17 protein-coding genes and 1 pseudogene are annotated in these 23523 nt (G+C 71.9%); 10 read left to right on the forward strand and 8 right to left on the reverse strand.

Annotation, left to right across the window (positions count from 1 at the left end; all coding sequences use genetic code 11):
- Window positions 1–1084, reverse strand: a 1084-nt coding sequence (locus ACGFRB_RS13460) for a collagen-like protein (RefSeq protein ID WP_393242724.1), incomplete at its 3' end; no start/stop codon positions are given.
- Window positions 1085–1638: 554 nt separating this feature from the next.
- Between ACGFRB_RS13460 and ACGFRB_RS13465 the strand changes: the two genes are divergently transcribed.
- On the forward strand, window positions 1639–3072 hold the full coding sequence (locus ACGFRB_RS13465; protein WP_393242726.1) for an amino acid permease: 1434 nt from the start codon (window positions 1639–1641) through the stop codon (window positions 3070–3072).
- A gap of 196 nt (window positions 3073–3268) precedes the next feature.
- Here ACGFRB_RS13465 and ACGFRB_RS13470 read toward each other — a convergent pair.
- Window positions 3269–3721: pseudogene (locus tag ACGFRB_RS13470) on the reverse strand (ATP-binding protein); the annotation flags it as partial.
- Between the two features lie 314 nt (window positions 3722–4035).
- On the opposite strand from ACGFRB_RS13470, the gene ACGFRB_RS13475 reads away from it, so the two are divergent.
- Both ACGFRB_RS13475 and ACGFRB_RS13480 read left to right on the forward strand, forming a co-directional pair.
- A complete protein-coding gene (locus ACGFRB_RS13475; protein ID WP_361224013.1) occupies window positions 4036–4863 on the forward strand; it encodes an enoyl-CoA hydratase family protein in 828 nt (275 codons plus the stop codon).
- A complete protein-coding gene (locus tag ACGFRB_RS13480) occupies window positions 4860–7511 on the forward strand; it encodes a bifunctional salicylyl-CoA 5-hydroxylase/oxidoreductase (protein ID WP_393242728.1) in 2652 nt (883 codons plus the stop codon). Before ACGFRB_RS13475 ends, ACGFRB_RS13480 begins: the two co-directional genes overlap by 4 nt.
- A gap of 104 nt (window positions 7512–7615) precedes the next feature.
- Here the strand turns inward: ACGFRB_RS13480 and ACGFRB_RS13485 are convergent, their stop codons facing one another.
- Together ACGFRB_RS13485 and ACGFRB_RS13490 are read right to left on the reverse strand one after the other, a co-directional pair.
- Entirely contained in the window at window positions 7616–8428 is an 813-nt protein-coding gene (locus ACGFRB_RS13485; protein ID WP_393242730.1) for a PaaX family transcriptional regulator C-terminal domain-containing protein, read from the reverse strand.
- Between the two features lie 9 nt (window positions 8429–8437).
- The gene (locus tag ACGFRB_RS13490) at window positions 8438–10264 is read right to left on the reverse strand and encodes an AMP-binding protein (RefSeq protein ID WP_393242732.1); all 1827 of its coding nucleotides are present in this window, start codon (window positions 10262–10264) and stop codon (window positions 8438–8440) included.
- A gap of 485 nt (window positions 10265–10749) precedes the next feature.
- Here ACGFRB_RS13490 and ACGFRB_RS13495 point away from each other — a divergent pair, with 485 nt between their 5' ends.
- The 4 genes from ACGFRB_RS13495 to ACGFRB_RS13510 all read left to right on the forward strand — a co-directional run bounded on the left by ACGFRB_RS13495 (window position 10750) and on the right by ACGFRB_RS13510 (window position 15188).
- A complete protein-coding gene (locus ACGFRB_RS13495) occupies window positions 10750–12084 on the forward strand; it encodes an acyl-CoA dehydrogenase family protein (RefSeq protein WP_393242734.1) in 1335 nt (444 codons plus the stop codon).
- A complete protein-coding gene (locus tag ACGFRB_RS13500) occupies window positions 12081–12482 on the forward strand; it encodes a RidA family protein (protein ID WP_393242736.1) in 402 nt (133 codons plus the stop codon). The genes ACGFRB_RS13495 and ACGFRB_RS13500 overlap by 4 nt, the downstream gene beginning before the upstream one ends.
- Before the next feature lie 38 nt (window positions 12483–12520).
- Complete coding sequence (locus tag ACGFRB_RS13505; protein WP_393242738.1) at window positions 12521–13351, forward strand: alpha/beta fold hydrolase; 831 nt, start codon at window positions 12521–12523, stop codon at window positions 13349–13351.
- 277 nt (window positions 13352–13628) lie between these two features.
- Window positions 13629–15188: an MFS transporter gene (locus ACGFRB_RS13510; RefSeq protein ID WP_393242740.1), complete on the forward strand. Its 1560-nt coding sequence runs from the start codon at window positions 13629–13631 to the stop codon at window positions 15186–15188.
- Window positions 15189–15297: 109 nt separating this feature from the next.
- On the opposite strand, the gene ACGFRB_RS13515 is transcribed toward ACGFRB_RS13510, so the two are convergent.
- The 3 genes from ACGFRB_RS13515 to ACGFRB_RS13525 all read right to left on the reverse strand — a co-directional run bounded on the left by ACGFRB_RS13515 (window position 15298) and on the right by ACGFRB_RS13525 (window position 16755).
- Window positions 15298–15561 carry a helix-turn-helix domain-containing protein gene (locus ACGFRB_RS13515; protein WP_363010375.1) on the reverse strand — a complete coding sequence of 88 codons (264 nt, stop codon included), beginning with the start codon at window positions 15559–15561 and terminating at the stop codon, window positions 15298–15300.
- Complete coding sequence (locus ACGFRB_RS13520; RefSeq protein WP_393242742.1) at window positions 15558–16307, reverse strand: hypothetical protein; 750 nt, start codon at window positions 16305–16307, stop codon at window positions 15558–15560. The genes ACGFRB_RS13515 and ACGFRB_RS13520 overlap by 4 nt, the downstream gene beginning before the upstream one ends.
- 289 nt (window positions 16308–16596) lie before the next feature.
- Complete coding sequence (locus ACGFRB_RS13525; protein ID WP_363010379.1) at window positions 16597–16755, reverse strand: hypothetical protein; 159 nt, start codon at window positions 16753–16755, stop codon at window positions 16597–16599.
- Window positions 16756–16945: 190 nt separating this feature from the next.
- On the opposite strand from ACGFRB_RS13525, the gene ACGFRB_RS13530 reads away from it, so the two are divergent.
- Window positions 16946–19741 (forward strand): NB-ARC domain-containing protein, encoded by a 2796-nt coding sequence (locus tag ACGFRB_RS13530; RefSeq protein ID WP_393242744.1) that lies wholly within the window; start codon window positions 16946–16948, stop codon window positions 19739–19741.
- A gap of 24 nt (window positions 19742–19765) precedes the next feature.
- Here ACGFRB_RS13530 and ACGFRB_RS13535 read toward each other — a convergent pair whose 3' ends face one another.
- Window positions 19766–20686: a serine/threonine protein kinase gene (locus tag ACGFRB_RS13535; protein ID WP_393242746.1), complete on the reverse strand. Its 921-nt coding sequence runs from the start codon at window positions 20684–20686 to the stop codon at window positions 19766–19768.
- Between the two features lie 460 nt (window positions 20687–21146).
- On the opposite strand from ACGFRB_RS13535, the gene ACGFRB_RS13540 reads away from it, so the two are divergent.
- The gene (locus ACGFRB_RS13540; RefSeq protein ID WP_393242748.1) at window positions 21147–22313 is read left to right on the forward strand and encodes a PD-(D/E)XK nuclease family protein; all 1167 of its coding nucleotides are present in this window, start codon (window positions 21147–21149) and stop codon (window positions 22311–22313) included.
- A complete protein-coding gene (locus ACGFRB_RS13545; protein WP_393242749.1) occupies window positions 22310–23521 on the forward strand; it encodes a hypothetical protein in 1212 nt (403 codons plus the stop codon). Before ACGFRB_RS13540 ends, ACGFRB_RS13545 begins: the two co-directional genes overlap by 4 nt.
- The last annotated feature ends 2 nt before the right edge of the window (window positions 23522–23523 follow it).

A 23523-nucleotide genomic window follows, 5' to 3' on the forward strand; every position in this document is an offset into this window, starting at 1 on the left:
AGCCCTGGGGTCCCTGCGTTCCGACGCCGATGTCGCCCTGGACCCCTTGGAAGCCCTGGGGTCCCTGCGTTCCGACGCCGATGTCGCCCTGGACCCCTTGGAAGCCCTGGGGTCCCTGCGTTCCGACGCCGATGTCGCCCTGGACCCCTTGGAAGCCCTGGGGTCCCTGCGTTCCGACGCCGATGTCGCCCTGGACCCCCTGGAAGCCCTGGGGTCCCTGAGCGCCGGTGTCGCCTTGGAAGCCCTGCGGGCCCTCGCCGCCCGGCCCGCCCGGGTCTCCCTGGAAGCCCTGCGGTCCCTGCGTACCGGTGCCGATGTCCCCCTGGAACCCTTGGAAGCCCTGGGGCCCCTGAGCGCCGGTGTCGCCCTGGAAGCCCTGCGGTCCCTGCGTCCCCGGCACTCCGTCGCCGCCCGGCCCCTGCGGGCCGATGTCCCCTTGGAAGCCCTGCGGTCCCTGCGTACCGATGCCGATGTCCCCCTGGAACCCTTGGAAGCCCTGGGGCCCCTGAGCGCCGGTGTCGCCTTGGAAACCCTGGAAGCCCTGCGGTCCCTGCGTCCCCGGCACTCCGTCGCCGCCCGGTCCCTGCGGGCCGATGTCGCCCTGGAACCCCTGGGGTCCCTGTGCGCCGGTGTCGCCCTGGGCGCCCTGCGCTCCGGGGTAGCCGGTCGCGCCCTGCACGCCCTGAGGCCCCTGCGCGCCTGTACCGTCGCCGCCTGGTCCCTGCGGGCCGGTGTCGCCCTGGAAGCCCTGGAAGCCCTGGAACCCCTGGGCGCCCTGCGGGCCCGTGTCGCCCGGGATACCCATGTCGCCCTGAGGGCCCTGCGGGCCGGTGTCGCCCTGAGGGCCCTGGGGCCCCTGGGTTCCGGAGCCGCTTCCGTAGTCGTCGCCATCGCCGCCCCGGTCTCCGTGACCGCCCTTCATCACGGCGATGGGCGTCATCACGGCGACGGGCGGCCGGCCCGCGTCGCGCGGGACGCTCACGGCGCCGTTCGGGCCGGGGGTGGCCGCGCTGCCGGCGGTGCCCGACGACCGGTGGATCGCGTGGGCGACGGCCACTGTGCTGGGGACGACGTTCAAGGCCACGGCAAGAACGCCCGCCGAGACCACCGTGGCGGATCTCAGGCGCGCGATTCGGGTCGTTCTAGGGCTCACTGAGCACCTTCCTCACGAAAAGTGGTGGGATCACACCCACGAGCGCACACGCTGGGTGCACTCGCCCCGCCCGTGAGTCACTATTCCACCGCCCGGTATCGGTTGAATGCGGTGATTTGCCGTTATCGATGGAGATCACCCGCCCGCCGACTCCGCGAGCGCCGTGCGCCGGGGGTCCGACACCCCGGTCCTTCCCGCTCCCGCCCCCTTCCCCGCCGCGCCTCCGGCCCGCTCGGGGGCGCCCCGGCCGGCCCGGGAGCTGAGCCGGTGGGGTATAGGGATGCGGCCGGTTGGGTGAATATGCGGAACACGGGCTACCATCGCCTCATCGAGGGGGGTTCGGGCAGGTATGCCCGGACCCCCTTCTTCGCGTGTGCGCGCGCCCGTCCGTACCCGCCCGTATGTCCACTCACCCGCATGGCCGCACCCTCAAGTGCCCGAGTGCCCACCCGCCCGAGTGCCCGATCAGAGATGAGAACGACCGCATGTCCTCGCGGATCAAATCCCCGAGCCGGCTGATCGCCGAGTCCGGAGCCGACCTCGAAGGTCACGGCCTCAAGCGCACCATGGGGCTGTTCCAGCTGGTGAGCTTCGGTATCGGCGCCATCGTCGGCACCGGCATCTTCGTCGGGCTGTCCGACAGCGTCGCCGAAGCGGGCCCCGCCGTCGTGGTCTCCTTCGTGCTCGCCGCGATCACCTGCGTCTTCACGGCCTTCTCCTTCGCCGAGCTCGGCAGCGCGATCCCGGTGTCCGGCTCCTCGTACTCCTTCGCGTACGCGAGCCTCGGCGAGCGGATCGCCTTCCTCGTCGGCTGGTGTCTGCTGCTGGAGTACGGCGTCTCGGTCTCCGCCGTCGCGGTCGGCTGGAGCCAGTACCTGAACGAGCTGCTCGACAGCCTCGTCGGCGTGCACCTGCCCGCCGCGCTGTCCGCCGGGCCCGCCGACGGCGGTGTGGTCAACCTGCCCGCCGTGATCGTCATCCTGCTCGCGGCCGTGCTCCTCGTGCGCGGGGTACGGGAGAGCGCCCGGGCGACCGCCGCCATGGCCATTCTCAAGATCGTCATCCTGCTGTTCTTCTGCGCGATCGGCTATACCGCCTTCCAGGCCGGCCATCTCTCCCCGTTCACTGGCAGCGGCTTCTCCGGGATCACCGCCGGCGCCTCCCTCGCCTTCTTCTCCTTCATCGGCTTCGACGCCATCACCACCGCCGGCGAGGAGGTGAAGAACCCGCGGCGCAACATCCCGCTCGCGATCCTCATCTGCATCGGCGCCGTCACCCTGCTCTACTGCGCCGTCGCGCTCGCCGCGATCGGGGCGCTCGGCGCGGACGCCGTCGCCGGCCAGCCCGCCGCGCTCTCGCTCGTCGTCAACCAGGTGACCGACTCGACGGTCGGCGGCGGGATCATCGCCTTCGGCGCGGTCGTCGCCATCGCGTCCGTCGTCCTCGCCGTGATGTACGGGCAGACCCGGATCCTCATGTCGATGTCCCGCGACGGCCTGGTGCCCCGGGTCTTCGAGCGCGTCTCGCCCCGGACCCATACGCCGGTGGCCAACACCTGGATCGTGGCGACCGTCTTCGCGATCCCCGCGGCGTTCGCGACGCTCGGCATGGTCGTCAATCTGACCACCATCGGCACCCTCGCCGTCATGGCCGTGGTGAACATCGCCGTGATCACCCTGCGCCGCCGCAACCCTGAGCTCCGGCGCTCCTTCCGGGTCCCGCTCTACCCGCTCAGTCCGATTCTCGGCGTCGGTTTCTGTCTGTACCTCATGTGGGGGACCGGCTGGCAGACCTGGCTCCAGTTCGCCGGCTTCCTCGTCGTCGGCGCGCTCGTCTACGCGGGATACGGGCGCCGTCACTCGCGCCTCGCCGCCGAGCCGGAGGCCGAGGAGCGGTCGGTGGCGCGGTCGGCGGAGTGACCTTGAGAGGCCGGGGGACGGTTCCCCCGGCCTCTCGGGCTTCTCCGGCCTTTCAGGCTTCTCCGGCTCGCCGGGGCTCGGCGCGGTGAATCGACCGTGCGGGCCGGGTCCGCGACTCAGTGCGGGGGTTGGCCGGCCGGGGTATGGGCGGCGCCGGCGTGGCCTGGGGCGGTGCGGCCGGTGTCGGCGTGTCCCGCGACGGTACGGCCGGCAGCGGCACGGCCGGGAGAGTGAACCAGACCGCCTTGCCGTGGGCGGTGGGGCGGTGTCCGCAGTCGCTGCTCAGCGCGCGGATGAGGAGCATGCCCCGGCCGTGCTCCTGCCACGGATCGACGGGGACGGCCGGATCCGGGCAGCGCAGCTCGCCGGGGGCCGCCGGACGGTCGTCGTGGACCTCGATCTGACAGCCGCCCGGTGCCGGGAGCAGTTCGACGACGAGCTCGATCGGGTTGTCGCCCGGGGTGTGCTCGACGGCGTTGGCGACCAGTTCGGCGGTGAGGAGCTCGGCGGTGTCGCGGTCGGCGGCGGCCTGCTCCGGGCCCTCGATCTCGGTGAGGGCGGTACGGACGAGGGCGCGGGCGATCGGCACGGCGGCCGTGGTGTGCGGCAGCTCGGCGCGCCATGCGGGTGGGCCGGAGACTTCGAACACGGGGGCGGCTCCCGTTCGGGTCGGATGCGGATCGGATGCGGGCCGGATGCGGGGGACATCCGGGTTTCCACCTTACGAAGTCATAAATCCGGACAGGGGAGCGGGCCGCGCCTCCGCGGCGACGGGGCCGCGCCGGGAGGGGGGCGGGTGGCCCGGGTTTCTCGCGGCCTTCGGTGTGGCGCGGGGCGAGGCGTGGCGGTGCGGGGCGCGCGTATCGCGTACTCGTGACGACAGTCACATACAAGTGATACGCTCCCGGTGTCGTGTGGACGATGCGCCCGTACGCGCACGCAATCAGGGAGGTTCTCCCGGACATGAGCCCCTTCACCGGCTCCGCGCCCCGCACCGAACGCTGGCGGCATCTGCGCCTCACCCTGGATGACGGGGTCGCCACGATCACCCTCGACCGCCCCCAGAAGCTGAACGCGCTCACCTTCGGCGCCTACGCCGACCTGCGCGACCTGCTCGCCGAGCTCTCCCGCGAACGCGCCGTCCGCGCCCTCGTGCTCGGCGGCGAGGGACGCGGCTTCTGCTCCGGCGGCGACGTCGACGAGATCATCGGCGCCACCCTCGCCATGGACACCGCCCAGCTCCTCGACTTCAACCGGATGACCGGGCAGACCGTACGGGCGCTGCGCGAGTGCCCGTTCCCGGTGATCGCCGCCGTGCACGGGGTGGCCGCCGGTGCCGGGGCGGTCCTCGCCCTCGCCGCGGACTTCCGGGTCGCCGACCCCACCGCCCGGTTCGCCTTCCTGTTCACCCGCGTCGGGCTCTCCGGCGGCGACATGGGCGCCGCGTATCTGCTGCCCCGGGTGGTCGGCCTCGGCCACGCGACCCGGCTGCTGATGCTGGGCGACCCGGTCGGTGCCGTCGAGGCCGAGCGGATCGGCCTGATCAGCGAGCTGACCGAGGCCGGGGAGGCCGGCAGCCGCGCCGCGACCCTGGCGCGCCGGCTCGCCGAGGGCCCGGCGCTCGCGTACGCCCAGACCAAGGCGCTCCTCACAGCCGAGCTCGACATGCCGCTGGCGGCCTCCGTCGAAATGGACGCGGCGACCCAGGCCCTGCTCATGCACGGGGAGGACTACGCGGAGTTCCACGCGGCCTTCACCGAGAAGCGCCCGGCGAAGTGGCGGGGCCGATGATCCCGGACCCGGACGGCCACGCCCCCGCCCCGAGCCGCGCACCCGCCCGGGACCCTGGCGGCGGACCTGTCCGGGACCTTGGTGGCGGCCCCGCCTCCGACGGCGGGCGGTCGCCCGCCACCGGCCCCGTCCCGGCCTCCGCGCCCGGCCCCGTCCCGGCCTCCGCGCCCGGCCCCGCCCCGGCCTCCGCGCCCGGCCCCGCCCCGGCCCCCGCCCCTGGCCTCCTCGGCGGACGCGCCGACCCACCGCCACCGGCCTCCACCGACACCCCTCCCCCCGACCCCGGCCCCGGCCCCGCGCCGGACGGCCCCAGCGCGATACGCCGGCCCTCCGGCCCCGCACCCCACGCGTTCGCCCCCGCCCGGCCGCCCGAGGCGCTCACCCCCCGCCCCCTCCGGGTCGCCGTCATCGGCGGCGGCCCCGGCGGCCTGTACGCCGCCGCCCTCCTCAAACGGGGCGACCCGCGCCGCGAGGTCACCGTCTGGGAACGCAACGCGCCCACCGACACCTTCGGCTTCGGTGTCGTCCTCTCCGACGAGACCCTCGGCGGCATCGAGAGCGCCGACCCGGTCGTCCACGCCGCGCTGCGCCGCGAACTCGTCCACTGGGACGACGTCGAGATCGTCCACCGCGGCCACCGCCTCACCTCCACCGGCCACGGCTTCGCCGCCCTCGGCCGCCGCCGGCTCCTGGAGCTGCTGCACACGCGCTGCACCGACCTCGGCGTACGACTCCGTTTCCGTACCGAGGCGCCGACCGCCGACGCCCTCACCGCGCAGGGATACGGCCTCGTCGTCGCCGCCGACGGTGTGCACAGCCGCACCCGCGAGGAGCACGCCGATGTCTTCCGGCCCACCCTCACCACCCACCGCTGCCGCTACATCTGGCTCGCCGCCGACTTCGCCCTCGACGCCTTCCGGTTCGAGATCGCCGAGACCGAGTACGGCGTGATGCAGCTGCACGCCTACCCCTACGCGCTCGGATCCGAGCCCTCCTCCACCGTCATCGTCGAGATGCGCGAGGAGGTGTGGCGGGCCGCCGGATTCGACGAACTCGGCGAGGAGGAGTCCACCGCCCGCTGCGCCAAGATCTTCGCCGACGCGCTCCAGGGCCGGACGCTGCGTTCCAACAAGTCCGCCTGGACCGCGTTCCGCACGGTCGTCAACGCCCGCTGGTCGCACGGCTCCACCGTCCTGCTCGGCGACGCCGCCCACACCGCGCACTTCTCCATCGGCTCCGGCACCAAACTGGCCGTCGAGGACGCCGTCGCTCTGGCCGCCCATGTCGACCGGGAGCCCACCCTCGCCCGCGCGCTCGCTGCGTACGAGGCCGAACGCCGCCCGGTCGTCGAGTCCACCCAGCGGGCCGCCGCCGCGAGTCTGCGCTGGTTCGAGGAACTGGCCGGCCAACTCGACCGCCCGCCCCACCAGTTCGCCTTCAACCTGCTGACCCGGAGCCGCCGCGTCACCCACGACAACCTGCGGCTGCGCGATCCCGCCTTCACGGCCGCCGTCGAGGAGGAGTTCGGCTGCCCGCCCGGCACCCCGCCGATGTTCACCCCGTTCCGGCTCGGCGGACTGACCCTGCGCAACCGGGTCGTCGTCTCACCCATGGACCAGTACGTCGCCGAGAACGGCCTCCCCGGCGACTTCCACCTCGTCCACCTCGGCGCCCGCGCCCTCGGCGGCGCGGGACTCGTCATGACCGAGATGGTCTGCGTCAGCGAACAGGGCCGGATCACCCCCGGCTGCACCGGTCTGTGGAACGACGAACAGGCCGCCGCCTGGGCCCGGGTCACCCGCTTCGTGCACACCGAGGCCCCCGGGACCGCGATCGGCGTCCAGCTCGGCCACTCCGGCCGCAAGGGCTCCACCCGCCGTATGTGGGACGGCATCGACACGCCCCTCCCGCACGGCAACTGGCCCCTCGTGGCCGCCTCCGCGCTGCCGTACCGGCCCGGCGTCAACCAGACCCCGCAAGCCCTCGACCACGCCGGACTCACCGCCGTCCGCGAGGAGTTCGCCGCCGCCGCGCGCCGCGCCGCTCAGGCGGACTTCGATTTGCTCGAACTCCACTGCGCCCACGGCTACTTGCTTTCCGGCTTCCTCTCCCCGCTCACCAACCACCGCACCGACGCCTACGGCGGCGACCTGGCCGGCCGGCTCCGCTTCCCGCTCGAAGTCTTCGACGCCGTACGGGAGGTGTGGCCGGCGGACCGGCCGCTGACCGTCCGTATCTCCGCCACCGACTGGGCCGAGGGCGGCACCACCGCCGAAGACGCCGTGGAGATCGCCCGCGCCTTCACCGCCCACGGCGCCGCCGCCATCGACGTCTCCACCGGCCAGGTCGTCGCCGACGAACGCCCCGAGTTCGGCCGCTCGTACCAGACCCCGTACGCCGACCGGATCCGTGCCGCCCTCGGCGTACCCGTGATCGCGGTCGGCGCGATCTCCTCCTGGGACGACGTGAACTCCCTGCTCCTGGCCGGCCGCGCCGACCTCTGCGCCCTGGCCCGGCCCCACCTCTACGACCCGCAGTGGACCCTGCACGCCGCCGTCGAGCAGGGCTACGAGGGACCGGCCGCGCCCTGGCCCGCCCCGTACCGGGCCGGCAACCGGCGCCCGCCGACCGGCCGGAAGGATCCCTGAGGGGGCCGCCCGGGAACGGCTCCTCGGGTGCCGGGGTGCCGGGGTGCCGAAGCACGGCCGGGCCGTCCGCCGGGCCGGCGGATGAGGGCCGGCGGACGGGGCAGTCAGCCGAGCCCGCGCACGAACTCCCCGCCGCGCGCGGACAGCAGCTCGTGCAGCCGGGCGAAGACCTCCGCCGAGCGGGTGCCCGGCCAGTCCTCCGGCAGGAGCGCGAGAGGAAGGACCGGGTCGGCGTAGGGGAGCCGGCGCCAGGAGTCGAGCGCGAGCAGATACGCGCGGTACGCGTCCTCCGCCGTGCCCGGCGCGGCCGCCCATGCCCGCAGCACCGGCTCGTGCGCGGCCAGGAACTCCTCGTGCAGCGCCGCGATCGACGGCAGGTCCCACCAGCGGGCCACCGCCTCCGCCGTCGGCGCGTAGCCCAGGTGAGCGCCCTGGAACAGGTCCACGTACCCGGACAGTTCCAGCCGCTCCAGCGTGTGGCGGGTCTCCTCGTGCAGCCGGGCCGGCGCGATCCAGACCCCGGGGGCGGCCGTGCCGAAGCCCAGCCGGGCCAGCCGGGAACGCAGCAGATGGCGCTTGTGGCGTTCCGCCTCCGGCACCGAGAACACGGCGAGCACCCAGCCGTCGGACAGCCGGGGCTCTTCGGTCGCGTAGATCCGGCGGTCGCCGTCGACGAGCATCATCCGGGCGTCGTCCGACAGCGCGTACCCGGCGGCGCCGCCCGCCGTCCGGCGCGGCAGCAGCAGCCCGCGCCGCTTCAGCCGCGACACCGACGAGCGTACGGACGGCGCGTCCACGCCGAGCACGCCGAGGAGCCTGATCAGCTCGGCCACCGCGAGCGGCGCGCCGTCCGGCGACCGGCCGTACGCGCCGTACAGGGAGACGATCAGGGAACGGGGGGTGTGCTGCTCGGCCACGTGATCACTTTAGGGCTTGTCCGGACCGGGCTTCTCGTCGCCGGCCTTCCCTTCCCGGCCGCCGCCCATGCCGCCTTCGTGGCTCCCGCCGCCCCGGCCATCCCCGGGGCCCCCACCGCGCTCGCCGCTCTCGTCGCTCCGGAGCCGGAAGCGCTGGAGCTTGCCGGTGGCCGTGCGCGGCAGCGTGTCCAGGAAGACGAACTCACGCGGCGTCTTGTAAGGGACGAGCCTTGCGCGTACGAAGGCGCGCAGCGCCGCCGCCGTGGCGCTGTCGTGCGGCACCCCGTCCCGTACCACCGTGTACGCGACCGTGATCTGGCCGCGCAGGGGATCGGGCCGGCCGATCACCGCCGCCTCGACGACGTCGGGATGGGCGAGCAGCGCCTCCTCCACCTGCGGGCCGGGGATGTTGTACCCGGCCGAGATGATCATGTCGTCGGCGCGGGCGAGGTAGCGGAAGCGGCCGTCCGGCTCGCGGACGTAGGTGTCGCCGGTGATGTTCCAGCCCCCGCGTACGTACTCCGTCTGCCGGGGATCGGCGAGATAGCGGCAGCCGACCGGGCCGCGCACCGCGAGCAACCCGGGCTCGCCGTCCGGCAGTTCCCTGCCGTCGCGGCCGACGATCCGCGCCTGCCAGCCGGGGACCGGCCGGCCGGTGGTGCCGGGGCGTATGTCGTCGTCGGCGGCGGACAGGAAGATGTGCATCAGCTCGGTCGCGCCGATGCCGTCGATCAGTTTCAGACCGGTGTGCTCGTACCAGGCCCGCCAGGTCGACTCGGGCAGGTGCTCGCCCGCCGAGACGCAGCGGCGCAGGGAGCCGAGGTCGTGGGTGTGAGCCGGCTCCGGGGGTGGGGTCCGGTTGTCGCGGGCCTGATCGCCCTGTTCGCCGGCAGTCCGGCCGTCGGGGACCTGGCCGTGGCCCGGGGCGGTCAGTTCGGACAGCATCACGCGGTACGCGGTCGGTGCCGTGAAGAGGACGGACACCCGGTGCCGGGCGATGGCGGCGAGCAGTTGCTGCGGGCCCGCCTGTTCGAGCAGGACCGCGCACGCGCCGGCCCGCAGCGGGAAGACGACGAGCCCGCCGAGTCCGAAGGTGAAGCCGAGGGGCGGGGAGCCGGCGAAGACGTCGTCCGGCTCCGGGCGCAGGACGTGCGCGGAGAAGGTGTCGGCGACGGCGAGCACGTCGCGGTGGAAGTGCATGCAGCCCTTCGGCCGCCCGGTGCTGCCGGAGGTGAAGGCGATCAGGGCCACGTCGTCGGCGGCGGTCGGCACCGCCTCGTACCGCTTCGGCTTGCCGTGGGCGAGGGTGAGCAGATCGTCCGGGCCGTCCCCGCCGAACGGGGTGATCCGCAGCCCCGGCACCCGGGCGGCGGTCAGTTCGTCGAGGAAGCGGGCGTCGCACAGGGCGTACTGGCAGCGGGCGATCTCGCACATCACGGCCAGTTCGCGGGACCGCTGCTGCGCGAGCACGGTGACGGCGATCGCGCCCGTCTTCATCACGGCGAGCCAGCAGGCGGCGAGCCAGGGGGTGGTGGGGCCGCGCAGCAGAATCCGGTTGCCGGGGCGGACGCCCAGGTCGGAGGTGAGGACATGGGCGATCCGGTCGACCCGGTCGCGCAGTTCGCCGTACGTCCAGACCGTGCCCTCGGCGTCGAGGAACGCCGGGCGGTCGCCGCCGAAGCGCTCCACCGTACGGTCCAGGAGTTCGGCCCCGCAGTTGAGCCGGTCCGGATAGGCGAGGCCGGGGAGGTCGAAGAGCAGGCGCGGCCACTGCCCGGCGGGCGGCAGATGATCGCGGGCGAAGGTGTCCTGATGGGCCGAGGGCGTCAGCTCCATTACGTCCGTTCCCCCTGTGTCGTCGGTCGGTGGGATCGTCGTGGTGCGGTGGCTGCCGTGGTGCGCGGGCGCTGGTGGCGCGGGGCGGGCTGGTGCGCGTGCCGGGCTGGGCTGGGCGCACGGGTCGGGCTGGTGCGGGGGCCAGGCGGGAGCGGCTGGTGGCGGGGCGCGGCGGGGTGGCGACGGTGGTGAGCCGGCCGGGGTGGCGACCGCGCGGGGGCGGTCGTGGCGGCGCTGAACGTGATGACGGCAGCCGTGCTGACAGCCGTGCCGGCTGCCGTACCGATTGCCGTGCCGGTCGTGGTGGGCGTCGTGGGCGCGTCCCGGTCTTTCGTGGCCGGGCACGGGGGATGACCGCATCCGGTGCGTGTGACCGCGCGCGTGGCCGATTCGGCAGTCGAGGTGGGGTCGGCTGCCGCCCTAGGAGCGTATCGTGATGGTGACGACAGTCAACGGTTCGCGATACAGCCAGGGAAAGGGCGCCCATGGCCGCATTCTCGCTCGATCCGGAACAGATCACCTGGTGCGCGGAGCTGCGCCGGCTCGCGGCGGAGCAGCTGCGTCCGCTCGCCGACAAGGGGGAACCGGGGCGGGTCAACCGCCCCCTTGTCGTCGCCTTGGGCGAGCTGGGCCTGCTCGCCCGCCTGTTCGAATCCAGTGCGCTCGACCTGTGTCTGATGCGGGAATCCCTGGCCCAGGCCTGTACGGAGGCCGAGACGGCGCTCGCCCTCCAGGGGCTCGGCGCCCACCCCGTCGCCGCCTTCGGCACGGACGAGCAGCGGGCCCGCTGGCTGCCCGAGGTCGTCGCCGGTCGCGCCGTCGCCGCGTTCGCCCTGTCGGAGCCGGGCGCCGGCTCCGACGCCGCCGCGCTGGCGCTGGAGGCCGTACCGGACCCGGAGAGCGGGGGCTGGCGGCTGTACGGGGAGAAGACCTGGATCTCGAACGCGCCCGAGGCCGACCTCGTCACCGTCTTCGCCCGGACGGGCGAGGCTGAGCCCGGCGCGGGCGGGGACGCGGGCGGCGGCCGTGCGGCCGGATCCCGGGGCGTCACGGCCTTCCTCGTCCCCGGCGACCGGGCGGGGCTCGGCGGCGAGGCGCTGGACATGCTGGCCCCGCACGCGCTCGGCACCTTCGTCTTCGACGGGGTGCCGGTCGGCCCCGGCGATGTGCTCGGGACGCCGGGGGAGGGGTTCCGAGTCGCGATGCGTACGCTCAACCTGTTCCGGCCGAGCGTCGGCGCCTTCGCCGTCGGCATGGCGCGGGCCGCCCTCGACGCCACCCTCGATCACACCGCCGCCCGCCCCGCCTTCGGCGGCGTCCTCGCCGACCTCCAGGCGGTCGCCCACCAGGTCGCCGAGATGGCGACCCGCACGGAGGCCGCCCGGCTGCTCGTGTACGCGGCGGCCGAGGCGTATGACCAAGGCGATCCGGACGTGCCGCGCCGCGCCGCCATGGCGAAGCTGCTCGCCACCGAGACTGCCCAGTACGTCGTCGACGCCGCCGTCCAACTGCACGGCGCCCGTGCCCTGCAACGCGGTCACCTGCTGGAACACCTCTACCGGGAGGTGCGGGCGCCCCGTATCTACGAAGGCGCCACCGAGGTCCAGCGCACCATCATCGCCAAGGAGCTGTACCGGCGGCACGCGCCCGGCGCGGCCCGCGAGGACCGGGCCGCGCCCGGGCCCCAGGCCGCCCCGGCTGCCCCTGAGGACCGGCCCGAGCGTCGGCCCGAGCGCAGGGACGCCGTACTGGAGCAGCCGCAGCCGCAGCCGCAGCCGCAGCCGCAGCACACGCCCGCCGCGCCCGGAGGTGTCGCATGACCCTGCACCGCCACAACCCCGTCGAACTCTCCCCGCCGGCCGGCTTCAGCCATGCTGTCACCGCCACCGGAAACCGGCTGGTGTTCCTCGCCGGCCAGACCAGCCTCGACCGCGACGGCAAGATCAGCGGTGAGACCCTGCCCGAGCAGTTCGAGGCCGCCCTGGTCAATCTGCTCACCGCGCTCCGTCACGCCGGAGGCTCGCCGGCCGACCTGGCCCGGGTCACCGTCTACGCCACGGACGTCGCCGAGTATCGGCGACACGCACCTGAACTCGGCCGTATCTGGCGGAAGTTGGCAGGCCGCGACTATCCGGCGATGGCCGTGATCGGCGTCGTACGGCTATGGGACGATTCTGCGCGAGTCGAGCTCGACGGGTTCGCCGTCGTGGACGGATGAACAGAGCGGGTGAACGAAACGGATGGGGGTCGGGTGCCATGCCCGAGATCGAACTGAGTGCGGGGACCATCGCGTACGAGGACACCGGAGGTCCCGGACCGGTCCTGGTCCTGCTCCACGGGCTCGTCCACGACGCGACGGTCTGGCGCACGGTCGCCGCCGAACTCGCCCCGGACCACCGGGTGATCGCGCCCACTCTTCCTTACGGCTCCCACCGCAAGGCGATGCGCGCGGACGTCCCGCTCTCGCCCGACACCGTCATCGACCTGATCGCCGAGTTCCTCGACCGGCTCGACCTGCGCGAGGTCACGCTCGTCGAGAGCGACTGCGGCCGGGCCCAGACCGTAGCCGTCCGTCACCCCGAGCGGCTCGCCCGGCTGGTCCTGATCTCCTGCGAGGCCTTCGACAACTACCCGCCCGGCGCCCCCGGCAAGATGATCGCGCTGGCCTGCCGGGTCCCCGGCGGCATCACCCTCATGTCCCGGGCCCTGGGTCTGAATGCGCTGCGCCGCCTCCCCGTCGGCATCGGCGCGCTCACCCGGCGGCCCGTGCCGGACGAAGTCGTCGACGGCTGGCTGCGACCGCTGCGCACCGACCCGGCGGTCCGTGCCGACTTCCGCCGCTACAACCTCGCCGTACGCAAGGACGAACTGCTGAAGGCGGCCGACGGGCTGGGCTCCTTCGACCGGCCCGCGCTCGTCGTCTGGGCCGCCGACGACCTGATGATGCCTCGCGAGCACGGGCGCCGGCTGGCCGCGCTGCTGCCGAAGGGGCGGTACGTCGAGATCGCCGACAGCCGCACGCTGATCGCCGAGGATCAGCCGGAGCGACTGGCGGACGAACTGCGGGCGTTCGTCGCGGAGAGCTGAGCGCGGACGAGCGGCCGGGGTTCGGGTGCCGCCCGCTGGGTGCCGCCCGACGGGCGCCGGAGCCCGGCCGGCAGATCCCGGACGACGGGGCGGGGAATGGTGGGGGTGAAGGCTCCGGAGCCGCTCAGGGGGCGGCTCCGGAACCTGCCAAGCCCCACCCCCACCCCCCTGCGGCCCCTCCGCCGAGGAGATCGACTGGTGGGCCTCCGGGGCCGGGCTTAGGGTCGATGGGTGGACCGACCGGCCCACGGGTCTCGTAGGTGAGGCACGATGCGCGATGACTTCCCCGAAGCCGCCGCCTTCCCGGCGGACCGCCGACGCGCCACCCGGTGAACGAAGCGGTCACGGCAAGGGCATCGCCCTGTTCGTGATCGCGTCCTGCCAGTTGATGGTCGTCCTCGACATCACCATCGTGAACATCGCGCTCCCGCACATTCAGAGCGCCCTCGGTTTCTCCACCACCAATCTCTCGTGGGTGGTGAACGCCTACACGCTGACCTTCGGCGGTCTGCTGCTGCTCGGTGGCCGGACCGGCGACATCCTGGGGCGCCGCAGGGTCTTCATCTTCGGCGTCCTGCTCTTCGGACTCGCCTCGCTGCTCGGCGGACTCGCCCATGAATCCTGGCAGTTGCTGGCCGCGCGCTCGCTCCAGGGCATCGGCGGCGCGATCGCTTCGCCGACCGCGCTGTCCCTGGTCACCACCACCTTCGACGAAGGTCCCGAACGCAACCGCGCCTTCGGCGTGTTCGCGGGCGTCTCGGCGGCCGGCGGCGCGATCGGACTCCTGGCGGGCGGGATCCTCGTCGAATGGCTCGACTGGCGCTGGGTGTTCTTCGTCAATGTGCCGATCTCGCTCCTCATCGCCTTCCTGGCGCCGCGCCACGTCAAGGACTCCCCGCGTCACCCCGGCCACTTCGACATCGCGGGCGCGCTCACCGCGACTCTCGGCATGGTGTCCCTGGTGTACGGCTTCATCCGCGCCGCGCAGGAGGGCTGGCGGGATCCGTACACCCTGGGCTCGTTCGCCCTCGCCGTGGTGCTGCTGACGTCCTTCGTGCTGATCGAACGGCGGTCCCGGCAGCCGATTACCCCGCTGCACATGTTCGCCGACCGCAACCGGTCCGGCACCTACGGCATCATGCTGTGCCTGTCGGCGTCGATCTTCGGGATGTTCTTCTTCCTGACCCTTTTCGTGCAGGACGTCCTGGAGTTCAGCCCGCTGCGTGCCGGACTCGCCTTCCTCCCGGTGAGCGTGGTGATCGCGATTCTCGCCGGCGTCACCTCTCGCCTGCTGCCCCGCTTCGGGCCGAAGCTGTTCATGGTGGCCGGCTCGGTCTGCCTGGCGACCGGACTGTCCTGGCTGACCCAGGTGGAGGTCCACTCCACGTATCTCGGCAGCATCTTCGGGCCGATGCTGGTCCTGGGCTCCGGCATGGGCATGATGTTCGTCTCGTTGACCCTGACGGCCCTGTCCAACGTCGCCCCGCAGGAGGCGGGCGCCGCGTCCGGTCTGCTCAACACGATGCAGCAGGTGGGCGGTTCCCTCGGTCTGTCGATCCTCGTCACGGTCTTCGGCACGGTCAGCCGCAGCGAGGCGGAGAAGCAGGTGCCCGCCTTCCTCCAGCACGCCGGGATCCTGGCGAAGACGGAGTTCGCGCGTACTCGCCAACTCCCCAAACCCTGGAGCGACGAGGTCCTCACCAGCGGGGTCACCGCCGGCTTCATCGTGGCCGCCGCCTTCGCCGTGGTCGCCCTGACCATCGCCCTCCTTGCCATCAAGGTCCGCCCCTCGGACCTCGAACGCCTCAAGGGCGGGGGGAGGACAGGACCGGACTGACGGCAGGCAACACGACGGCCAGGGCCGCACAGCCCTCCGGTCAGGAAGGCGGTGCGACCCCGGCCCGGCCCTTCTGCCTACCGGTCAGGGGCCTGGAGGGCAGCGTCTCTCAGCTGTCCTCTTCCTCCGGTTCCGGGTCAACGGTGTACAGGGGCAGTTCGTCGATTCCCAGGAAGCGCATCAACCCGGTGGTCGGAACCCGGTACGAGGCGCCGACGCGGAGCACCGGGCAGGGGAAGTCTCCCCGCTGATTCAGCCGGTACGCGGTCGCGACACAGACTCCGAGAGCGCGGGCCGCGGTCCGCATGTCGACCGCGACGGGCAGCTCGAAGAGTTCAGTGAAGCCGAGCCGGTTGTCGTGCCGATGACTCACGGCCGCCTCGCCATGGGACGAATCGGCAGGGTGCCGACCCGGTGCCGCGAGCGCCGCTTCCGGGGACAGCCCCTCGGGCGGCCGCATGCCTCGGTCCCGGCATGGGCGAAAGCGTCCGCGCGAAGGTGCTCGGGGCGCGCGCGGAAGCGCAAGGAGGCACTCAGACCGTCCGGCCGGTCCGGACGATCGATCACCACGTCGAGTCCCGGCCACTCCACGGAGTTGTCCGACGGTTCGCTCTCCGGCACGAGGGCACGCCCTTGCTCGATGTGCTCCACAAAAGCGGAGGGACGCTCTCGCAGACCGGCCCGGGCGAAGCTCCAGGCGCGGGTGCGTGCGGCCTTGAGCAGGGGTTCGGCGGAGAGGCCGTGCGTGTCGTCCGTGTCGTCCGACACGGCCAACTCTTCGAAGAACGCCAAGGACATCTCGGCCTCCACGTCCGAGCGGTCGACACGCAGGCGCCCGCAGATCCGGTGGACCGTCCCGGTCAGCCTCGGCAGGGCCAGCCAGAGCGCGAGGAGCTTTTCCGTGCCGTCCGTTGTCCGGTCGGTGCGGGCGGCGGCGAGCACCGCCTCCCAGATCGCGGTGGAGTGCTCCGGGACGGCGGCCGGCCCGTAGAGGGCGTCGTGTGCCTCACCGGCGGTGAGGCACACCGAACCCGCCGCGATCGTGTCCGTGCCGAGGGTGACCAGTGTCGACTCCTGGACGCGTGGGTCGTCGAAGTGCTGCCTCACCGAGGCGAACACACCAGAAGGAGGAGGGTAAGTCATGAAATGTCCGATCATGAAGCCGAGAGGGATCTCGAATGCCGGAGTGAGGGGGTGGAGCGCGCGCGGGGGTGGGGTGAGGCCGTCATAGCGCCTCTAGATTCCGGACAAATCGGGAATCAGTCCCAGGGGCCCCAAATTTCTACTCACGTGCACAGCTTTGGACCTGCTCGCCGAACGCCGGACGCGTTCGTCCTGAGCGCGTGAGGGGGTGCCGAAGAGCCGGGGAGGGGGCGCCCGCCTTGGACAGGCGCCCGCTCCCCGGAACTCAGGCCGAGTCGGAGGACGGGGTCTCCGAGGTTTCGGGCTGCCGGATCGCCGTGGGCGTCTGGCCGACCGAGTCGTTCGTCTGCCGCCGACGGCTCGGGGGGAAGCCGGGCGACTTCCGGAGGCGGCTCAGCCGGTGGCTGCGCTGGCGGTTGTTCATGGGTGTGGTGGTCCTTCCTGTCGATAACCGAGCCGGGGTCTCGCCTTGTGGTGAGCGGCTGGAGCCATCGTGCCCAAGCGGTATCGAGCCGTGCAGAGACAAAAATGAGCGAAAAATGAGTTCCGGGGGACACGGAAGGGCGCCTGCGTGTGAAGTGGACGATGGCTGCCCCGGAACAAGGCGGGTTCGGGTGGTGAGGCTGATTGCTGATTTCTGTCGTGTGCTGGACGGGAGAGAGATGGACGGACGGGTGCTGGGCCCGGTCAGTGTCGAGCGGACCGGTGGTAAGCGGGCCGCCGGGACGACGAAGGTGGCGGCCCTGTTCGCGTTGCTGGTCACCTCACCGGGATACCGGTGCAGCCGAGAGAAGATCGTCGAGGCCCTATGGGAAGGGAAGGACGGCAAGGAGAATCAACTGGCCGGAGTCATCAAGGAGCTCCGGAAGATTCTGGGTGACGAGGCCGTTCCGCACAGCGGGAAATCGGGCATGTGTACGCTTCGGCTTTCGGCTGAGAGCGTCGACTACCTTCGATTCCTTGAAGGGTGGCGCCAGGCTCTCCCGCTTCCGTATCCCGAGAGGTTCGAGCGGATCCGTGCCGCCCTGGAGGAATACACGGGTGACGAACCCCTCCAAGGGCTTCGCGGCAGCGCCTTTCGCGAACGACGGGAGCGGCTGCGCGCGGAACGGATCGAGGCTGTGTGCGACCTGCTGGATGCCGCGTGGATGGCCAGAGAGGCAAAGAGGCTGCGAGAGGAATCGGAGAAGTGGCACAAGCTACTCCCCGGACATCAGAAGATCTTCCGGTATTACCTGCTCGCGCATTATGCGGACATGCGTTCCGAGGCGTTCGACCGGCTCATCAGCCGATGGCAGAAGCGCTATGGGAATCCGGAGCCCGAACTCCAGGACGTCATCGACCGGCTGCGCGGGGCGCCGTCCCGGCCGGAGGGCACCGTGCTCCCGCCGATCCCGGCTCAGTTGCCCGGTGGCGAACTGTGTCCCATCGGGCGGGAGGACCTGGTCCGCGACCTCGCCGACTTCGTGCGCGAGGAGCAGAACGCGGGCCGGACGGCGTTCGTCCAGCTGAGCGGCATGGCCGGGGTGGGGAAGACCGTGACGGGCCTCCACCTCGCGTGGCAGCTGAGCGAACGCTTCCCGGACGGCGTCTTCTATCAGGAACTGAACGGGTTCACGGGCGACGATGTGCAGCCTGCCGAGCCGGAGCAGGTCCTGGACGGATTCCTGGCCAACCTTCCGCCCTATTTCACGGTGACGGGACTGCGGAACAAGAGCACGGCGCTGCGCAGCGCGCTGGCCCACCGCTCGGTTCTCATCGTGCTGGACGACGCGCGCGACACCGAGCAGGTGCTGCCCCTGCTCCCGGGGCCCGGCACCTGCGCTGTGATCATCACCAGCCGGGACGAGCTGGGCGGGCTGCGCGCTCAGAGAAATGCGAGGGTGCGCTCGTACAAGGTGGGGCCGTTGCGGGAAGAGGACGCCCTGAAGGTGCTCCAGGAGAGGGTGGCCGAGAAGGACCGGTCGAAGCGTGCGGGGGAGTTCGCCGAACTGGCCCGTCTCTGCGGGTACCTGCCACTGGCGCTCGCCATCGTGGCACGGCAGCTGGAGGGCAGGCCGCCGCGGAGTCTGGCGCGGGAGATGAAGGAGGAACGGGCCCGGCTGGAGGCGCTGCATATGCCGGAGCATCAGATGTCGGTTCTCGTGGCCTTCGGTTGTTCCGTCCGTGGGCTGAGCGCTGAAGCGAGGCTGCTCTTGTGGCAGTTGGCCCTTCACCCTGGCCCCAGCATCGGGTGGGAAGCCGTGATGGACATCGGCGTCGCGAGCGAGGGCGCGCGCACGGACCGTGCGCTGACGGAACTCGTGGAGGCGAACCTGGTGGAGTTCCAGTCCGACCGCTATCGCCTGCACGATCTGGTGCGGGCATTCGCCCGCCAGCACCTGCGTCCGGATTCCTCCCAGCAGGCCGCGGCCATCGAGCGACGGACTTTGCAGCAGGTGTTGGAGCACCAGGTGCACAACGTCCGAGCCTGCGACCGGATGCTCGATGGCCAGCGCACTCTGCGCATCGGCGAGCCGGGCGAGGTCAGGGTGATCGAACCGGGGAACCTGGAGGACGCGATGGAGGTGCTGGACAAGGAGTACGAAACGGTCCAACACTGCATCACGCTGGCGAGCGACCACGACATGGACCGGTATACGTGGCTGCTGCCGATGGCCTTGGTCAATTACCAATGGCGCCGCCGTCGTCTCCGCGACGCGCTGAACAATCTCGGGGAGGCGCGCGAGGCCGCCGAGAGAATCGCCAGTCCTGTCGAGCGCGCCATGGTGTACAGGATGCTGGCGGGCACCCGATGGCGCCTCGGGAACTTCGGGCAGGCCGCCGGCGACCTGCTGCGGGCGGTCCATCTCAGTGAGCAGGATGACAGCGCGGACGGCCGGTGGAGCCTCGCCCGCTCGCTCTACGCGCTCGGGATCACCTTGCGGAAGCAGGGCGAGGTGGCCGCCGCGGAGACGGCACTCCGCCGCGCGCTTGAGCTGTTCCAGGGGGAGGCGGTGTCGGACCCGGTGGGCGAGGCGGAATCGTTGAACGCGCTCGGAGCGCTCCTGAACGACCGTGGTGAGCACGACAGGGCGCTCCCCTGGTGCACGCGGGCCCTTGAGGTGATCGGGCGGACGGAAGAACACCGTGTCCGGGCCGATGTGTCGTTCACGCTGGCGAAGGTGAGACTGGCCCGCGCCGAGCGAGACGAGGGCATGGCGCTGTTCCATGAGGCGGCTGGGATCTATCGCGAGCAGGAGCACTGGTCGGACGAAGACAAGGTGCGGTGCCTGCTCGCGGACGCTCTGATCTCCGCCGGGCGCACTCAAGAGGCAGTGGAGGAACTGGAAAGGGCATTCGTGCTGCGCGAGCGGATGGGGGGCGAGGGCACACTGGAGATCAGGGAGCGTCTGGAAGGGTTGAGGTGACACCCGGGTCCGAGGGACGTGGCGTTACAGCCGGGGCGGGCGGGCGCGGTAGTACTCCGTCGTATCCGGGGTCAGGGGCTTGAGCGGTCGCCGGGATCCCACCGGGGGCAGATGCCGACGGATCCCGTCGAAGACTTCGAGAACGTCGGCCGGACGGTCCTCGGGGTTCAGCTCGATCATGTGCAGCGCGAGGTCCTTGAACTCCGGGGGAATCGCAGCGAGTCGATCGGGCGGAAGTACCGGACGCTCTTTGAGCGGCCGCTCGTAAAGGCCACCGTAAGGGAGGCTCATGACCGTCATTTCCAGCAGGACGCACCCGAGAGCGAAGATGTCCGCCTGTCTGGTCAGACCCTTCGGGCTGGCATCGCACTGCTCGGGCGAGGCATAGCCCAGCGTGCCGTGCGCATACTGAGTTTGCTCGCCCTTGCGAACCGAGTACCCCATGTCGATGAGACGAAGCCGCCCATCTGGCTCCACCAGCACATTCTCGGGCTTCACATCGCAGTGCACCAGGCCCTTTTCATGTACCTCGTACAGAATTTCGCACAGCTGGCCGATGACCGAGGCCACGACTCCAAGGTCTTTGACCGGGCGTCTGGCTGACAGGCAATCGCGGAGCTGCCGGCCTTCGAGAAACTCCATGACAAGGCACCTGCGGCCGTCGTACGATCCGATCGCCATGACTTCGGGAATTCCCTCGATTCCTGTCAGGGCGCGCAAGTGGGAGCCCTCTTCGGACAGGGTTCTCGCGGCACTGTAGAAGTCTGCGCTCGGGCCGAACTGGCGGGGCTTCTGAGTCTTCAAGGCCACCCTTTCTCCGCTGAGTCGATGGCGGGCGGAGAAGATGTCGCCTTGGCCGCCGTCGCCGATGGGGCCCAGGACTTCGTAATGCTCTTCGATGTCGTCGATATTGACGATGCCGACGATGTCGTCGATCTCGCACATGTTCGACTCCGTATCCCGAGGCGAAGAGATGCCTCGTATCCGAATGGAGGAGTGAAGGATGTCGCAGACCTGGTTGCCCCCTGACGGGGTGGTCCGCAAGTCCCAGCAAATCACAGTCAAAGCCGGAATGTTCAAGAAAAGCACATTCCGCTGCCCGGCCGCCGACGCTCTCCAAGCGCGTGGCTACGTTCCCGTGCGGCCGGCGCCGCGACCTCGCGAGCGGCTGGAACACTTCGCCCTCGCCCCGTTCATGGATGCCTGCGACGCACGCGCGCGGAGTTCCGGCACCACGGCGGCCGTCTCGAACCGGTCGCGGGTGCACGACGGTCTCCGGTCGTGGGCGGAGCACGGCCTGGCGGCGTACGAAGCGGCCTTCCCCGCGGACCCGCTCCGTCCTCTGCACGAGGTAAAGGAGCGGTGGGCCTATCGGTACCGGCCGCCCTCCCCGGTCGCGCGGGACGTGGACGAGTTCCGCTTCACCGTGTGGGGGCGCTGTCTGGCCTCCGCCGACGGGACACATCGTGAACTCCGCCTGCCTGTGCACCGGCTCGGTCGCGCCCTTCCGGCCGACGGGTTCGTGGCCGCTGCGGCCCTCGTGCTGGCCGAGGGCACCCCGGGCCCGCGGCCGGAGCACGTCAGGATCGTGGAGTTCGCGCTTCTCGACGGCCGTACGCGCGAACTCTTCGCCGGAGACCGGGAACAGGCGCTCGCCCTCTACCGCGCCCATGGCCGCGCCGCGTTGAGCGAGATCCTGGACGGCGGGGAGTACCGGCCCGGCGCCACGTGCGGCGGGTGCGCGTATGTACGTGTCTGTCCGGCGCTGCGCGCCGCTCCCGGACTGCTGGGTGTGCGGGCGACAGGCCGGCCGCGCCGCACCTGGTCGGTGACCAATGGACGCAACTATCAGGCCTGCCCGGCCCGTGACCACCTGCGGCGCCTGCGGCTGCCCGTCGAGGACTCCATCGAGCGGGACGCGGCGGCCGAGCGGGGCCGGGCCGTCCACGCCTATCTCGCCGGCCGCCATGGGCACGGCGCCCCTCGGCCGTGCACGATCGACGTCCCCGAACAGTGGGTGCCGGACAGCTTCCACCTGCCCGATCACGAGCGCGTGATCGGTGCCCGCCTGCTGCGCCGGCATGCCGCGGTCTGCCCGATGCGGTGCGTCACGGACGGCTCGGACGTGCGGACCGAACCCCGCGTCGTCCGGCACGACACCACGGCCGATGTCGTGGTGATCGCGGCCCCCGACCTGCTCTACCGGGACGGTGGCTCCTGGGTGTGGCGTGAGACCAAGACATCGGCATCCGACTTCCGGCCGCACGGCACCCTGCTGGAACGCTATCCGCAACTCGCCCTGGCGGTCCTGCTCGTCGGACGTGGCGACCTCGGCGGCTCACCGGCCCGCGCGCGGGTGGAACTCGAGGTACTGCGCCCCGGCGGCGCGGACTTGGAGATCGTCGACGCCTTCGCCCCCGCCAACCGGGCACTGGCGGAACAGATCATGCGGACCATGGTGGCCGATTGGCACGGTGACGATCACTACGCGCCCGCGCCCGGGCGCTCCTGCGAGCGATGTGAAGTGGCCCGCTGGTGCTCGGCGTCGGCCGGCACCGAGGCATCCGCGTGAGGGCGGGGCCGCGCCCCGGCGCGCGGGCGGATGGCGGCGCGGGGAGGGGCGGCACCGGGAGCACTGGCGCGGGCCTCGAACTGTTCGGTGACGTCGCCCGCGCGGTGGCGGCACTGGCCGAGGTGGGGAGTCTGCGCTCATTCGCCTTGCCCTACCCGGTCCAGGCCCAGCGGGCACTGGACCGGGTGGTGATGCGCTGCCTCGGTATTGGAGAGAGCCCGCCCCGAAGCCTGCCGGAACTGTGGGAGTGGTGCCGGAGGAGGACGGCGGCCGATCCGCTCTTCGATGTCCCGGCCTCTCTCGTCACCCCGGACGCGACGTTGGTGCACCCCGTCGGTCTGATGCCCACCCGGACGTGTCTCGAAGCAGCGTCCCAGGGGCCGTCCGGAGGGGTGCCGGAGGAGGCTCGCGCTCTCCTGGCCGAACTGGAGAGGCGGTGTGGTTCGGTCGAGCGCTTCCGGCGGTGCCGACGGTTCCTCGCGCGCCGTCCCGTGGTGCGTCAGGAGGACCGCCGGACGCGCGGCTGGAGCACGTCCGTCTGGAGCGAGGTCAAGGATCTCTACCAGCCGCTTCCCGAGTCCCTGATCACCGGCGGGGTCTTCCTGCGATGCCCGTCCTGTGGTCTTCCCGCGTCGACGAGCTTTCGCGAGGCGCCGCCTTCAGGGCGTTCCCGCGCCGGCGAGGAGGTCTGGTGCGAAGGCGAGGACTGCCCGCGTGACGACGAGCTGGAACTGATCCGTGACCCGGCCCGCGCCCTGGTCCTGCGGCGTTCCTTGCGTGTCTGCCTCGCACTCCCATATCGAACCGAGGAGGCGGCGCTGGCCGAACTCGACCGCGCGGGGGTCGGCTATGAGGCCGTGCCGGGGGCCTTGTCCGCCTATCGGGTGCGCCACGCCGGGGCTGCCACCTGCGAGGTGCGCGTGTACGACCGGACACAGCCGGGCCTGCTCGCCGCCCGGCTCTCCGACGGCCCGCCGCTCGCGGAGCGCACCGTCGTCGTCGTGCCCCGGCGGCTGACCGAGCGTGAGGGATACCGCGACCGCTTCCTTGCCGCCTTGCCGCCCCTCCTCAGGGAACGGCTGGTGCTGACCACTCCGGCAGAGCTTGTTGATCACCTCAGGGCACCGCGCGCCACCGCCGACGCCCCGGGGCCACGGCACGGGGGAGTCCCCGTGCCGACCACAGGAGAGGAGAACGACGATACGTAGCA

It is taken from the genome of Streptomyces sp. NPDC048718 (assembly GCF_043198875.1).
Taxonomy (GTDB): Bacteria; Actinomycetota; Actinomycetes; order Streptomycetales; family Streptomycetaceae; genus Streptomyces.